Annotated in this window: 12 protein-coding genes; 3 read left to right on the top strand and 9 right to left on the bottom strand. The window is 47.8% G+C overall.

The features are described from left to right. Positions 1–9: 9 nt before the first annotated feature. The 4 genes from K2Q26_07535 to K2Q26_07550 all read right to left on the bottom strand — a co-directional run bounded on the left by K2Q26_07535 (position 10) and on the right by K2Q26_07550 (position 5,094). Complete coding sequence (locus K2Q26_07535) at positions 10–3,117, bottom strand: efflux RND transporter permease subunit (GenBank protein ID MBY0315355.1); 3,108 nt, start codon at positions 3,115–3,117, stop codon at positions 10–12. Beyond that, positions 3,114–3,425: a hypothetical protein gene (locus K2Q26_07540; protein ID MBY0315356.1), complete on the bottom strand. Its 312-nt coding sequence runs from the start codon at positions 3,423–3,425 to the stop codon at positions 3,114–3,116. Before K2Q26_07540 ends, K2Q26_07535 begins: the two co-directional genes overlap by 4 nt. A gap of 3 nt (positions 3,426–3,428) precedes the next feature. Beyond that, positions 3,429–4,397, bottom strand: coding sequence for a TolC family protein (locus K2Q26_07545; GenBank protein ID MBY0315357.1), 969 nt, complete (start codon positions 4,395–4,397; stop codon positions 3,429–3,431). Between the two features lie 73 nt (positions 4,398–4,470). Continuing rightward, positions 4,471–5,094 (bottom strand): hypothetical protein, encoded by a 624-nt coding sequence (locus K2Q26_07550; GenBank protein MBY0315358.1) that lies wholly within the window; start codon positions 5,092–5,094, stop codon positions 4,471–4,473. A gap of 173 nt (positions 5,095–5,267) precedes the next feature. Between K2Q26_07550 and K2Q26_07555 the strand changes: the two genes are divergently transcribed. Continuing rightward, the gene (locus K2Q26_07555; GenBank protein ID MBY0315359.1) at positions 5,268–7,349 is read left to right on the top strand and encodes a hypothetical protein; all 2,082 of its coding nucleotides are present in this window, start codon (positions 5,268–5,270) and stop codon (positions 7,347–7,349) included. Here the strand turns inward: K2Q26_07555 and lipB are convergent. From lipB to lipA, 4 genes are all read right to left on the bottom strand, one after another. Next, positions 7,312–8,019: a lipoyl(octanoyl) transferase LipB gene (gene lipB / locus K2Q26_07560; protein ID MBY0315360.1), complete on the bottom strand. Its 708-nt coding sequence runs from the start codon at positions 8,017–8,019 to the stop codon at positions 7,312–7,314. The two genes, K2Q26_07555 and lipB, sit on opposite strands and share 38 nt — an antisense overlap. Then, positions 8,016–9,470: a dihydrolipoyl dehydrogenase gene (lpdA, locus tag K2Q26_07565; protein MBY0315361.1), complete on the bottom strand. Its 1,455-nt coding sequence runs from the start codon at positions 9,468–9,470 to the stop codon at positions 8,016–8,018. Before lpdA ends, lipB begins: the two co-directional genes overlap by 4 nt. Before the next feature lie 147 nt (positions 9,471–9,617). Further along, positions 9,618–10,928 carry a 2-oxo acid dehydrogenase subunit E2 gene (locus K2Q26_07570; GenBank protein ID MBY0315362.1) on the bottom strand — a complete coding sequence of 437 codons (1,311 nt, stop codon included), beginning with the start codon at positions 10,926–10,928 and terminating at the stop codon, positions 9,618–9,620. Next, on the bottom strand, positions 10,921–11,916 hold the full coding sequence (lipA, locus tag K2Q26_07575) for a lipoyl synthase (protein ID MBY0315363.1): 996 nt from the start codon (positions 11,914–11,916) through the stop codon (positions 10,921–10,923). Before lipA ends, K2Q26_07570 begins: the two co-directional genes overlap by 8 nt. A 149-nt stretch (positions 11,917–12,065) precedes the next feature. On the opposite strand from lipA, the gene K2Q26_07580 reads away from it, so the two are divergent. Then, positions 12,066–12,602 carry a hypothetical protein gene (locus K2Q26_07580; GenBank protein ID MBY0315364.1) on the top strand — a complete coding sequence of 179 codons (537 nt, stop codon included), beginning with the start codon at positions 12,066–12,068 and terminating at the stop codon, positions 12,600–12,602. A 12-nt stretch (positions 12,603–12,614) separates the two neighbouring features. On the opposite strand, the gene K2Q26_07585 is transcribed toward K2Q26_07580, so the two are convergent. Further along, positions 12,615–13,556: a tetratricopeptide repeat protein gene (locus K2Q26_07585; protein ID MBY0315365.1), complete on the bottom strand. Its 942-nt coding sequence runs from the start codon at positions 13,554–13,556 to the stop codon at positions 12,615–12,617. Between the two features lie 63 nt (positions 13,557–13,619). On the opposite strand from K2Q26_07585, the gene K2Q26_07590 reads away from it, so the two are divergent. Further along, a complete protein-coding gene (locus K2Q26_07590) occupies positions 13,620–14,354 on the top strand; it encodes a M15 family metallopeptidase (protein MBY0315366.1) in 735 nt (244 codons plus the stop codon). The last annotated feature ends 1 nt before the right edge of the window (position 14,355 follow it).

A 14,355-nucleotide genomic window follows, 5' to 3' on the forward strand; every position in this document is an offset into this window, starting at 1 on the left:
ACATCTCCCCTAGGTTTCTTCGGCAAACTCTTCACGCCGACTAAATCTTGCCAATAAACTGTAGACCACCGGTACAACATACAATGTGAGCAGAGTCGAAACAAAAACGCCTCCGATAACGGCCACTGCCATTGGACGACGGGATTCGGCGCCGGCGCCTAAACTCAGGGCTGCCGGAAGAGCACCGGCAATCGTAGCAATCGAAGTCATAAGAATGGGTCGGAGACGACTAGGACACGCTTCAATCAAGGCATCAAAAACCGGAAGCTTGTCTTCATCGCGACGCTGGTTTGTAAAGTCCACAAGCAAGATGGAGTTCTTCTTCACGATCCCCATTAATAAAATCAAACCGATAATACTGAAAAGATTTAGAGATTGATCCGTGATGAGCAAGGCCACAAACGCTCCGGAAAAACTAAAGGGGAGCGCCACAAAGACCGTCACCGGATCAATAAAACTATTAAACTGCGAGGCTAAGATCATATAAGCCACCACAAAACCAAGGACCATAGCGAACATTAGACTCATAAAACTCTGCATCATCTCTTCGGCGGATCCACTCAATTGAAACTTGTAACCTTCTGGAAGTAAATTTCGCGCAACTTTTTCGGCCTGATCGAGAGCCTGTTGCTGACTTAAGCCGGTGCCGGGATTTCCGTAAATGCTAATCGCTCTCTCACGATTTTTGCGCGAAATCGTCGAGGCCACTGGTTCCTCCTTCGTCGATACGACCTGCGAAAGCGGAACCAATTCTCCTCGGTTGTTGCGGACGAAAAGTTCCTTCACTCGCTCTCCCGGGTTACGATCTTCTTCGTCCAGTTTCACTCGAATATCGTAACGGTGCCCGCCCTTTTCGTAGGTGCCGGCAATGGCTCCACCGATAGCCGCATTGATCACGGCGCCTAATTTTAGAACTTCCACTCCCCGGTCGGCCGCTTTTTGTCGATCGGGATAGATTCGCAATTCTGGAGCTCCCGCTAAAAGATCCGAGTCTGCATCGTTGAGGATTTTCTTTTCTTTAAGTTCGGCCACGATTTTTTCGGAGATTTTTGAAAGCTCCGACCAATCCGGTCCCTGAATCGTAAACTCGATGGGGAATCCACTGCCTCCACCGCCGCCAAAGCCCTGAGTGGATGGATCCTGCACTTGTGGCTTTGCTTCGGGAATGGATTTATTGAGCGCTTCGCGAGTGACTTCAATCAATTCTTGCTGAGTCAGCTCTTTCCCTTTTACAGAGTCTATCCCGCGCTGTCCGCGAGGTTTTAAATCAATAAAAATAATGGCCGAGTTCGTTTCACCCCCCGTAAATCCACCGGCAGCAATAAATGTGGAGAGGACCTCAGTGCGAGTGGCAAGAAATTCCTCGACCTTCATGACTTTCTCTTTCGTCAGAGAAATTCCGGAGCCAGGAGGATTTTTAAGTTGGATCATCATGAAGCCTTGATCTTGAGGCGGCTGAAATTCTCCCCGCAACAGGGCGACCGAGGCGAAACTCAAAATAAAGAACACCAGCGAGACAGCGAGTACAGTCCATCGATGATTTAAAGTCCACTTTAGACTTTTTTGATAGTTGACCCGCAATTTTTCATAGGACGTTTCGAAAAACTTTCCAAAGCGAGAAGTTCTTTCGTGCGATCCGGAAAACTGCGCGGCCCGCATCGGAGTGAGCGTGAGGGCCTCGAGCAGAGAAATCATCACTGCCGCGCTCATCGTCACACCAAATTGGTACAAGAACGCACCGATGATCCCTTCCATAAAAGCGATCGGCAAAAAAATGGCGACGAGGGAAATCGAGGCCGCCACCGCCGCGAAAGTAATTTCCCGTGCTCCCACCAATGCGGCTTGCTTGCGACTCTTCCCCATTTCGAAGTGGCGCGTGATGTTCTCTAAAACCATGATTGCGTCATCAATGACGATCCCAATCGCCAAGCTCAGTCCGAGAAGGGTAAAAATATTCAGCGTGAATCCCGAAAAATAGAGAATGATAAAGCTACCCAAAACCGACGTGGGAATGGCTAAAAGCACGTTGAGTGTCGAGGACCAAGATCCAATAAAAATCCAACACACTAAAGAAGTTAATAGCGCCGCAAGAATCAAGGTAAGAATCAACTCGTGAACGGCCTCTTCCACAAATTTAGTTCCATCAAAGTTCACCAATGCGGTCGTTCCCTCGGGCATCGTTTTTTGAATTTTGTCGACTCGAGCTCTCACCGCTTGGGCCACCGACACCGCGTTGGAACCGCGCTGCTTCACCACTCCTAAACCGACGGCGGCTTTTCCATTGACGCGAGCAAACTGAGTGATATCCACAGTTCCTTCTTCGACCCGAGCAATTTTGCCGAGAGGAATGGGATTGTAGTTGGGCATGCCCCCACGCGTATTCATAAGGATCTTTTTAAAGTCGTCCACAGACTTTTCCTCACCCATGGTGCGAAGACTGTATTCTTTTTTATCAAACTCGGCCCGACCTGACGGCCGCTCACGATGTTCGTTTTGAATGGTCGCCACCACATCCGAGACCGAAAACGCATATTGCTGAAGGGTTTTATTATCCACCCAAATCCGTAAATTCGGCTCGAGATAGCCTGGCATCCATAAACTTCCCACTCCCGGCACCGTGGTTAACTGATCGCGAATTTCGTTTTTGACGAACAGCATGAGTTCTTGGGGGGACATCTTGTCGCTGGAGACCGACAACCACATGATCGGAAAATCTTCCGGATTGATTTTCATCAACGAAATCGGCTCCACTCCGTTCGGAAGCGCCTCTTGCACCTGGGCGATCTTGGCCTGAACATCCTGAAAGGCAAGGTCCACATCCCGATCTAAGGAAAACTCGATGGTGACCTCGGCCACACCCACACGAACTTTCGAGGTGACGTTTTTAACACCTTGAATACTAATCACTGCGTCTTCGAGGGGATCGATGACATCAGCTTCCATTACCTCTGGAGCCGCACCCTCATAGCGTACGCCCAGCGAGATAAATGGAAAATCCACATCAGGCATTTCGCTCACACCCATGCGATTGAAACTGATCGCACCGAAAACGATGAGACCAAACATGAGCATCCACGCAAATACAGGCTTTTTGATCGATAAATCCGAAAGCGTCATTCTTTCACCTCAGTTGGCACAATGTAAGACGCCGCTTCGAGATTGATCAGATCAATCTGAGCAGCGTATCGAGCCTGATCGTAAGTTCGGCGGGCATTTAAATACTCGGTCATTGCCACTTGAGAGGTGATCGAATTGACCAAACGATTGCGAAACTCTCTCTGAAACGTCTTGTAGTTTTTTTCGGCCAAGGCCATGGTCTTCTCGAGCGCCGCCACTTGATTCATACGAACTTTTAAACTTTCATGAAGTGATCGAATCTGCTGAATGGCAAGACGTCGAAGTCGGGCCAGCTCTAAATCTTCCACGCGTTACTTTGAGGCGGCTTCGCGAACTTTGGCTTGCCGAGCGCCCCCTTCAAACAGCGGGAGCCTTAAGCGAAACTCCTCATCCCAACGAATGTCCTCAAGGAAAGCCACTGGTCGCTTCAAGTGGTAATTCCCAACTGCATCAACTGTGGGCCAGTACCCAGAGCGAGCGATACGAATTTCTTCTTCCGCCATTTTTACTTTTTGAATGGCGCTTAAAATATCAGGTCGCTCTTCCACGCGAGCGGTGTAATCCTCTATTCCTCTCACGATTAAAGTTTTTTTATCTTCTCTCTTGGTTTCGTCTTCGAGAACCGTGTCGTTGGCAAGTCCTGTCAAAAACGAGAATAGCTCTCGCGCTGAAGCCAACTGTCCACTGACAAGCTGGACGGTCGCTTCTAGGGATGCGCGAGTCGATTGGGCGGCCAGAAGTTCCGTCACGTTAGACTCTCCCCGACGAGCTCGAATTTGGAAATCATTCACACGCTGATTAAAAAGCTCGAGTTGTTCCTTCAAATTTCGAATGTCCTGCTCGAGATAAAGAATGTTGTAATAGTTCGAGGCGATGTCTTGATACAAAATCACCCGAGTGTTTTCTTTATTAAATTCCTGAGACTCTAAATTTCGACGCCGCTGGCGATAGGCCGCGAACTCACCTAAACCCCGAAATATCGGCTGCTCGAGAGTTAAACGAGCCGAGTCTTGCGACGCCGGAGAAAATGATCGTGCAAAAGGATCTGTAGGTTGATCCTGTCGAAAGTGCGAAGCGTTTGCAGAAATGTTCGGAAGAATCGCTCCGCGAGCTTGGTCGATCTGTTCTTCGGCCTGACTCACTCCCTCCTGACGTTGAGCTAAGAGTTCACTCTTTTGAAGAGTCGCCCGTAATGCTTCTTTGAAGTTAATAGCAGACGCAGGCGATCCTAAAAGGAGGCCCCCCAGAAGGAGAGAAGAATTAAAAATTTTCGATTTCATAGCACCTGTAAATTATACGAAGCCCTGATTGATACCAGGGCTTATGCTATGCAGAATAAAAAGAGATGGGAGACTACAAACCGGCGCAGGAATTGGAAACTTCTTGGAGTTCACTGAGCGTATCGCAACCGAAGGTACTCAGTTTATTGCAAACCGATTCCAGACACGCCGGATCCACCGCAGGTTTACAAACTGTTTTTTGAACTGCTGAGAGCTCGCTCACAGTATCACAACCAAACTGCCCTAGCTTTTGACAAGCGATCTCAACGCATTGACCATTCGCCTGACCTTTGCACATCACAGCCACTTCCGTCACTTCACTGATCGTATCACAGCCGAACTGACCTAATTTAGTGCAAGAGGCTTCCACACAGTCGCCATCGACATTCCCCTTACAGATATTGGCGACTTGAGAGATTTCGCTTTGAGTGTCGCAACCAAATTGACCCAGTTTTGTACAAACACTATCAATACAAGATCCAGACGCCCCCTCGGGAGGACAGTTGGGATGAGCATGTTTTGTTGAGAAGAGATCCTGCGCAGAGCCCTTCATCTGACTCATTTTGTGTTTCATGATTTGCTGATCAACGAGAAACTGATCCGCCAACTGCTGAATGTTTGAATTGGATTTAGAAAACGCGACCGATACACCTACAGTCATCATGACGACTAACGATAAAATCATTTTTTTGTTCATGGATCCCCCTTTGAGTTCTTAATATAAGGGTTACTCCTGAGCAAAAAAGAGATCAAGAGAATCTCAATGAAGCCTCCAAAATAGAGCGCCCCACATCTCGGTCATTTATGCACGTGGCCAACTTGCTAATCCCTCGCATTTTTAAGGTTTTACAAGTTTACTTGAGAACGAATATGCAATCGCTTCTCCAGCTCGTTTTAATCACCTGCGGCTTACTCTTCGCCGAAATCCACATGAGTGTCCTCTCCAATTATTGCTATTCAGATTACGTTAATTTTTTATCACCCATCGCAATCTTTGGCGGACTCGCCGTGGGTAATCTTGTGGGTCTCCACCCGCAAATATTTAAGCTTTCTCTCCGCTCGCAATGCTGGATCGTTTTCTTTCTACAAGCGATCACCTATCTCGGGCTCAAGTATGTCCCCCACTACCAAGTATGGCTGGCGTTACCTTTTATTGGCTACGGCGTACTAATGACGTACTTGTTCTCAAAGTATTCACTCAAAGAACTTATAATAAGTCTGGGAATTTCTGGAATTATCGTCTCGCTGAGTTACAAATGGCTTTTAGAAATTTATGCCGACACATCACCACTAGCAACTCTTCTTTTCCCGGTCTTAGCCGGGATTCTTGCTGATCGCCAGAATAAAATTTTTCATTGGATTCCCCATGGTGTTTTTATATTTATAATCTTGGGAATATTAAATTGGGACGTCCATCATCCACCCTCTATCATTAAAAAAAGATTCAAAGACGATGAGTTCTCGGTGGTGGTTAGCGAAAAAAAAGTGAATCCTCTATTTATTACCGAACTTTTTAAACGGCAGATCGGCCAGTATATATTTACGATCAACGGTAGTCGCTTTGGTTTGATTCCTGATTACGAAGAAACCCATTCTCGTTTGACAACGAAACAATTTAATCGACCTTATGACTTGCCTTATCTATTTACCCAGCCCGAGCGCGTCCTCGTTGTCGGCTCGGCGGAAGGTCGCAATGTGATCTCGGCACTGGCCAACGGAGTGAAAGACATTTGGGCACTAGATATTAACCCTGATGTATTTGAACTTTTTAGAACGTCGCTCCCCGACGTCGGCCATCTCATTTACTTTCGACCGGAAGTCCAAATCGTCGTCGCCGAGGGCCGCTATTTTCTCGAACAGTGCCCGAGACGGTTTGATCTGATCACATTGCAGGGAGTACAAACTGGCTCTGCCGCGTCGACAACCTCGCCAGTGCTGATAGAGTCATTTCTGTTTACGCGGGAGGCGGTGAAAGCGGCTTGGGATTGTCTCACAGATGAAGGCCTCATCATGTACGATGAATATACCGGAAAGGGATTCAACTATTTGCCACAGATCATTGCTCAGCAAGCCAAAGACACTCTCAACTTGCCTGAAGAGCAAATTCTTTTATTAAGTTATAGCCATTCGGAAAGTGATCCGACATCACGAGCTGGAGAAATTAAAAATAGAAGCTCAGTTTTCATCAGTAAAAAGCCCCTGAGTGTCAGTGATGAGTCTAAGTCGCTGCTGGCAAAGAATGGTGTTTCGATCGAAGCGATGAACCCGCTTCATCATGAAAGTTTGACAGACAATAATCCTCACTTTCGAGTCAAACGCTCGGTACTTGATCAACTCTCCTCTATATCGATGGTCTGTTTATTTCTTCTACTCGTATTAATTTATAAAACCACACCTTTTCTGGGAGCAGCGGAATCCATATGGTTGAGTTTGACAGGCATCGCTTACATGATGTTTGTTTTTGGGCTCAGCGGACCCTTTTCGCTTTGGCTCGGTCATCCTGGCCGAGTCACCCCCGTACTTTACATCACATTGTATGCGATGAGTTTGGTCAGTGGACTTTGGGTGTTAAAATCTAAAAAAAGAACTGGAGCGCTTCTTACGATGTTCTTTTCGGTGAGTGTTACGGTTTGGGCGTTGCTTTATCATTATTGGTCGACCGGTCTTCTCAACATTCCGTCCATGGAACTGAGAATTATTCTATGTATTATGATCGCCTCTCTTTTCGCTTTTACTGCTGAAATCCCTTACATTCTAGGACTCAGAGTGTTCGAAAATAAGACTCGATCCTGGGCCAACGCTTTGGAGCACGTTGGAAATCTCGCCGCGATACCGCTGTCCATATGGATTCAAGTGAAGTGGGGATCTCAGGCCCTACTACTCACATCGAGTGTTCTATTTTTAGTGGTCGGGTTTATTCTTCTGACGAGCTCAAAAAAAATCGCCCAGTAACCCTATCGAGAATAATCTGCTTAAAGTCGTCTCTCGCAGATGCGGTGGGCTTGATTTTTTTTACAGAGGTGACCTGCGAGGGTTGAAAGCCGCAAGGAAGAATTCCTTGGAAGGCCTGCGGATCATCATCAAAATTAAGAGCTAAGCCATGAGAGACAATCCACTTACGAACCGCAATCCCGATGGCGGCGATCTTTTGTGATCCAATCCAAACTCCGGTGGCTTCCTGTTCATTGGATTCGCCCACTTGTTTTTGCACCGAATGTCCTTGCGAAGTGATACCGATATCTTGAAGCGCATCGACGACGGCCAGTTCCAGTTCTCTAAAAAAACCGTGAAGGTCCCTGGGTTTTATTTTTTTTGCCACGCCCTCGGCCACAGAAATTAAAGGATAGAAGACGATTTGGCTGGGACCATGGTACGTGGCTCGCCCACCGCGATTGACTTCGATGGTGTCCCCCGTCCAGCCCGCGAGATCTCCGGGCTGAGTGCCTCGGCCAAGGGTCACGATCGCGGGGTGGGAGCAAAAGACGAGAGTTTCTAGTCTTTCCCCAGAGCTGATCTCATCCACATATTTTTTTTGAAGTTCAAAAGCTTCTCGGTAAGGAATAAGCCCCCAATCCTCGAGGGCCACTTTTCCATTGAGAAACTTGGGGAGCTTTAAACTCAAGCTTTACCTGACAGATGCGTGTTGGGAGCCGGAGTCTTTAACGGCTTTTGAATGATATGAATGGCGTGGCCTAAAGCGGCCTCTGCCGCCTCCATCATCGCTTCTCCTAATGTTGGATGAGGATGAATCGTCAGAGCCATATCTTGCAAGCGCGCGCCCATTTCGATGGCCAGAGCCGCTTCGCTGATCAAGTTGCTCGCCTCTGGTCCAACGATGTGAACACCGAGAACAATGTCATTTTTCGCATCTGCGATAATTTTAATAAAACCATCGGTCTCCATGAGAGACACTGCGCGCCCGTTAGCACCAAAGGGGAACTTTCCAATTTTAAGCTGAGTATAACCTTTGGCTTTGCATTCGTCTTCGGTCCAACCTGCAGAGGCGATCTCTGGGCTGGTGAAGATCACGGCCGGAACGGTTTTCGCGTCGTAAGCTCGGTTCTGACCCGAGATAATTTCCGCAACCATAACTCCCTCGTGACTCGCCTTGTGGGCCAACATGGGCTGGCCACAGATGTCACCAATGGCAAATATATTCGGAAGATTGGTTTTACGTTGAGCGTTCACTTTGATAAATCCACGCTCATCCATTTGCAGACCGATACCCTTCAGATTCATCTGATCTGAATTGGGTTTACGTCCCACGGTCACGAGAATTTTATCAACGAGGAGAGTTTCCTCTTTTTCGGTCTTTTTCACTTTCAGTTCGAGCTGTTTGCCTTTTTTGACGTAGCCCAATGCCTTCGCATTCAGATGCACGGTCACGCCATCTTTTTTAAGCTTACGAGCCACAACCTGAACACACTCAGGATCGACCACGCCTTTAAGTAAACCGTCCATCGCTTCGAAAACATCAACTTTGGTTCCGAGTTTACGAAGATAAGACCCAATCTCAAGACCAATGTATCCACCACCGATCACCGCAACCGAGCCCGGAAGTTTATCCATAGCGAGCGCGCCCGTAGAAGACATTACGGTCTCTTCATCAAAAGCAAATCCAGGAATTTCAATCGGACGAGATCCCGTTGCGATAATATAATTTTTAGCCGTAATTGTTTGGGACCCCGATTTCGCCTTCACCTCGAGAGTCTTAGCATCCTTAAAAGAAGCCTCTCCCGAAATCACCTCGACCGAATTCCCCTTGAGAAGCTGAGCCACACCGCCCGACATTTTATCACAAACCGACTGCTTCCAACCCACGAGCTGCTTCATATCCACAGAAACATCGCCAGTAAATTTAAGCCCCATGGTCGGAGCATCATGCTGCATGCGATGAAGAAAGTGAGCCGCCGAAATCATCGCCTTCGAAGGAATACATCCCACATTCAAGCAAACTCCACCCAACTTCTCACGCTCGATCACCACAGTTTTAAAACCCAGCTGAGCCGCACGAATCGCCGCCACATAACCACCAGGCCCCGCCCCAATCACACAAACATCAAATTGACTCATAAAAATTCTCCTCAAACTTTAACGTACAGCACTCCGGTTTTTGAAGAGCGTTTCTTTTCGGACACTCTCACCGCTCAAACAAGCCGCAGGAAGCGGAACTCGGGTTCGAGCGTCCGAAAAGAAACGCTCTTCAAAAAGCCAAATTACTTAAATTAGATCCATCATTAGTATTCCGGGATTTTCAATTCGCTTAATGAAAGCGGCTAGGAATTTTGCGGCTTCGGCGCCGTCGATGAGACGGTGATCACAAGTTACCGTAAAGTTCATAAATTTTGCGACTTCTAAATTGCCGTCTTTAACGTAGGGGCGCTCTTGGATTTTGTACATCCCAAAAATCGCAACTTCCGGGTGATTAATGATCGGGGTTGCGTAAGTTCCACCGACGCTTCCGATATTCGTGATGGTGAAAGTTGCGCCTTTCATTTCTTCCATCTTGAGCTTGCCATCGCGGGCGCGTTTACCAAGGTCCATGATCTCGGCACTCAATTGAGTGATGGTTTTACGATCGGCATCTTTAATCACGGGAACCAAGAGACCGTTGGGAGTATCGGCAGCAAAACCGATGTTGTAGTATTTTTTGTGAACGATTTCTTGAGCGGCATCGTCAATTGAGCAATTGAATTTAGGAAATTCGCGAATCGTTGCAATGAGCGCCTTCATCACGAAAGGCATGTAAGTGATTTTTACACCTCTTTGCTCGGCCGCGGATTTAAGTTCTTCGCGCATAGTAACGAGAGCGGTCACGTTGGCCTCATCCATCAATGTAAAGTGAGGAATAACGTGTTTTGCCATCTGCATGTTTTCGGCGATCTTTTTGCGAATCCCACGAAGAGGCTCACGCTCTTCCTTCCCCTGTTGGCTTTCGAACGACGGAGTGTAACCGATTTTGGGAGGGGCATAAGTTCCTACAGCACCACCGGCGGTGGCTCCTTGATGCTTCATCACATCATCGCGAGTCACGCGGCCTGCGAGCCCACTTCCTTGCATATTATTTATATCGACATTCATCTCACGCGCTAAACGACGAGTGGAGGGAGTGGCTAAAACATTCTCGTTCATCGGAGGAGGCGATACTTGTTGCGGCTGCACTGAAGGAGCGGGAGCTGCAGTCATCGCTGCGGGCCGCTGTTGCGGCGCTGGAGCCGCAGGCTGTTTCGTGGGAGCGGCGGCCGCTTTGGGGGCCTCCGTCTGCGCTTCCGCTTTTTTTGCGGCGGGAGCACCGGCGCCATCAAGGCTCATAAACGATGCGCCTACTTTGATCACATCGCCCTCTTTAAACTTAAGCTCTTTCACCGTACCGGCGGCAGGAGATGGAACTTCAACAGTGGCTTTGTCGGTCATCAACTCAACAAGAGGTTGATCGACTTGGACGTTGTCGCCCACTTTTACGAGCCAGCGAACCAATTCACCCTCGGTTACGCCTTCGCCAATTTCTGGTAGTTGAACTTCTTTAGACATGTTTATTCTCCCCTTGAACAGGTTTTGCGAGTCTTTGTTTTTCAATGACACCTTTAATAAAATATTCTCCGGCTTTGTACGAGCTTCGCACTAGAGGCCCACTGGCACAATACATAAATCCCATGGAAAGAGCTTTTTCTTCCCAAAATTTAAATTTTTCGGGAGTGATAAATTCGATCACTTTGAGATGGCGTTTCGTGGGCTGAAGGTACTGTCCAAACGTGACAACATCACAGCCAACGGCCCGCAAATCGTGCAGAGCCTGGATCACTTCTTCGTCGGTCTCTCCGAGGCCCATCATGACCGAAGTTTTTGTATAGCGAGTGGGGTCCACTTCTTTCACCCACTTTAAAACATCCAGCGACTGACGATACTTCGCTCGCGGATCACGCACTTTGGGTGTGAGGCGCTCAACAGTTTCGATATTGTGAGCAAAGACATCCGGCTTGGATTCTGTGAGTTGCTTCACGAGCTCAAAGTTTCCGCGGAAGTCCGGAGTTAAAACTTCGACAATCAGTTTCGGATCGTTTTCTTTAATAGTTCGAATTGTGCGCGCAAAGTGATCGGTCCCCTGATCAGCAAGGTCATCACGATTCACGCTGGTGATCACTACGTACTCTAAGCCCATTTGCGCGATCGCCCAGCCGACTTTTTCTGGCTCTTCGTTGTCAATTTTTCCGCGAGGGTTTCCCGTTTTGACCGCACAGAAGCGGCACCCGCGAGTGCAAACCTCACCCATCAGCATGAAAGTGGCTGTCCCGCCCGACCAACACTCACCAATGTTCGGGCACTTGGCCTCTTGGCAAACCGTTGCGAGCTTCAATTCTCCGAGCATCGCTTTGATGCGCGTGTAATTTTCTCCGCTGGGGGCCTTCACTTTCAGCCAAGTGGGCTTCGGAACAAGTTTAGGAGTTGGCGTTGCCACTGGAGCCGAATCGACCGGAGTGACTTCCACCGCAGGAGTAGGTTTTTGAGCTGGTATTGTCATCCCAACTTCATAGCAGAAGATCCCCCCTCTGTCCCCTGAACCTCGAGGGAGAATCCCTCTTTAATGCTGCGCGTATAAGGCCATTCACCCTGAAAGGATCGGCGGACCTCTTTCTTTTTTACGGGAGGGGTTACATACTGGAGATCATCATGGGTCAAGAGAATCAAATACTCCAATTAGTGTCTCCTCGCACGGCTCCCTTCAAAGAGCCCGTCCGCGTCAGTTGGAAGCTCGACGGGCGATTTTTGCTGGTCAAGTTCAACGTCACCATCCCCGTGCAGTTGGCCAAAAAAGTTTACGGCCCTGGAGATTATCCCTACGAATTTGATGTGGTCGAAGTCTTCATTCACGTGAATGGGTCCAAAGAGGGGAACCTTCCTTACTACGAATTCGAAGTGACTCCCTACAATCAAACTTTGGAAGTCAAAATCAGTGATCTTGCCAAGCCCTTCGAGCTCGGGATCACGACGGGAACAGAAACCTCTGCTAAAGAAACTCCACAGGGCTGGACCGGCGAATTTAAGATTCCCTTGGACAAACTCGGATGGAATGGAAACCCCAAGGACATTCGCGGAAACTTTTTTGGCATCTTCGGAAATTCCCCGCGCACGTATTGGAGTTTGTATCTCGCACCCCAAGAAGTAGCGGCGTTTCATAAGCCTGATTTTTTTCGGCCTCTGTTTTAATTTTTTTTGAGCTTATTTTGGAAAAAGCTTTTTGCTCCAAAAAATTAAGAGGAAAACCAGCAGCGCGAGGCCAATGGTGGCTAAAGCCAATTGAAATAAGAGAACTCCGCTGATTCCCTTGTTCGAAATCCAGTTTTTCACCCACGGAATTTGAGAACGATAAAACTTGAGTCTCTTCTGAGGAACCCCTTCCTTCTCGAGTCCATACTTTAGCGCGAGCTCCAACACATCGTAAGCGCTTTCCAGATCATATTTCAGCGCTACAATGTTCGAGAGATCGTAAAGGAGATCGCCCGTGATCGGATCTTTAGGTGGGATGAGAAACATGCGCTCACGCAATTGATAGACCAAAGCGCGTTCCGCATTGTCCATCTGTCGCATCGAAATCCCTTGCGGAATGACCGGCTTTCCCTCGCTGCCAAAGTCAAAGCCCAGAATAGAATTTTTCTTGAGCCAATTCGGGTCGGATTTTAAAGTGATTTTCGCTTTTAAAACTTCCAGATGTAACCATTCGGTTCCCTCGTGAGCCTGCCGCTGGAGCACCAAACTTTTTTTAATCCACTCAAAAGCTTTTTCGTCCTCACCCGAAAGCTCATACGCCGTTCCTAGGTTGGCGGCGATATTCAACTCGCCACCGTGAGCATCCACGATGGGCTCGAGCAGCTGAATGGCCTCGCGAAATTTATTTTGATAAATGTAAATCGAAGCCAATTCCGCTTCGTTCTTCCAGCGCTCGGCTTCCGTCGCTGAAGCAAGAGCCGCCTGTGCTGCGGATTCGGCTTGAAACAGATTTAACGATTCCGCCCTACTATTAATCTTGACACAAATTTCTCTTCCCGGTGAAGACGTGACATTGGGGACCCTTTCGCCACTGAGCGTAGTATATGTGGAGTGAGTGTTGAAACAAGCGTGGGACACATTAAAACTCAACAAAACAAATATTATTAAATTCATGCCCCAAGGATAAAAATGGATATTACTAATGTCAAACACGCAGAACTTTGATATGGATTGAGCATGTTTTTAATATCATTGATTGCTCTATCTATTCATGCTGCTGAGACAAAAATTCCTGAGAGTTTTGTCGATATCACCTCCATCAATCCCCAAATCCAGGTCGAACTTCGTTACAATTCCGAATGGAATTTTATCGGTCGCCGCATCGCTGGCTACAAGGCGAACAAATGTTTTCTTAAAAAAGCCACGGCGGACGCACTCTCTCTCGTGCAAAAAGATGTGGAAAAAAAGGGGATGTCTCTCCTCATCTTCGACTGCTATCGTCCCCAACAGGCCGTTAACGATTTTTTAGAATGGGCTAAAAACGACGATCAAAAGATGAAAGTCTTTTTCTACCCTGATGTTGAAAAGTCTAAGCTGGTGAAAGATGGATATATCTCCAATCAATCCAGTCATAGCCGAGGAAATACGGTGGATCTCACACTGATAAAAAATGATGTCAAACTCGTCCCTCAAAAAGATCAACTCAAGTATCAAGAGGATCGACTGGATTGCCGCCAATCCGTCAATATCGAAGCGAAGGGTCAGCTCAACATGGGCACGACCTATGATTGTTTTACTCCGATGTCGAACACGATGAATGGTTTTATCGCTGTCAAAGCGCAAGACAATCGCGCCCTCCTTAAAAAAGCGATGACCCGCAGGGGCTTTATCAATTACGCCAAGGAGTGGTGGCACTACACCCTTCGCAACGAATCTCCCCAAGATAAACCTTTTGATTTTGTCATTGAATAAA

It is taken from the genome of Bdellovibrionales bacterium (assembly GCA_019750295.1).
GTDB lineage: Bacteria > Bdellovibrionota > Bdellovibrionia > Bdellovibrionales > JAGQZY01 > JAIEOS01.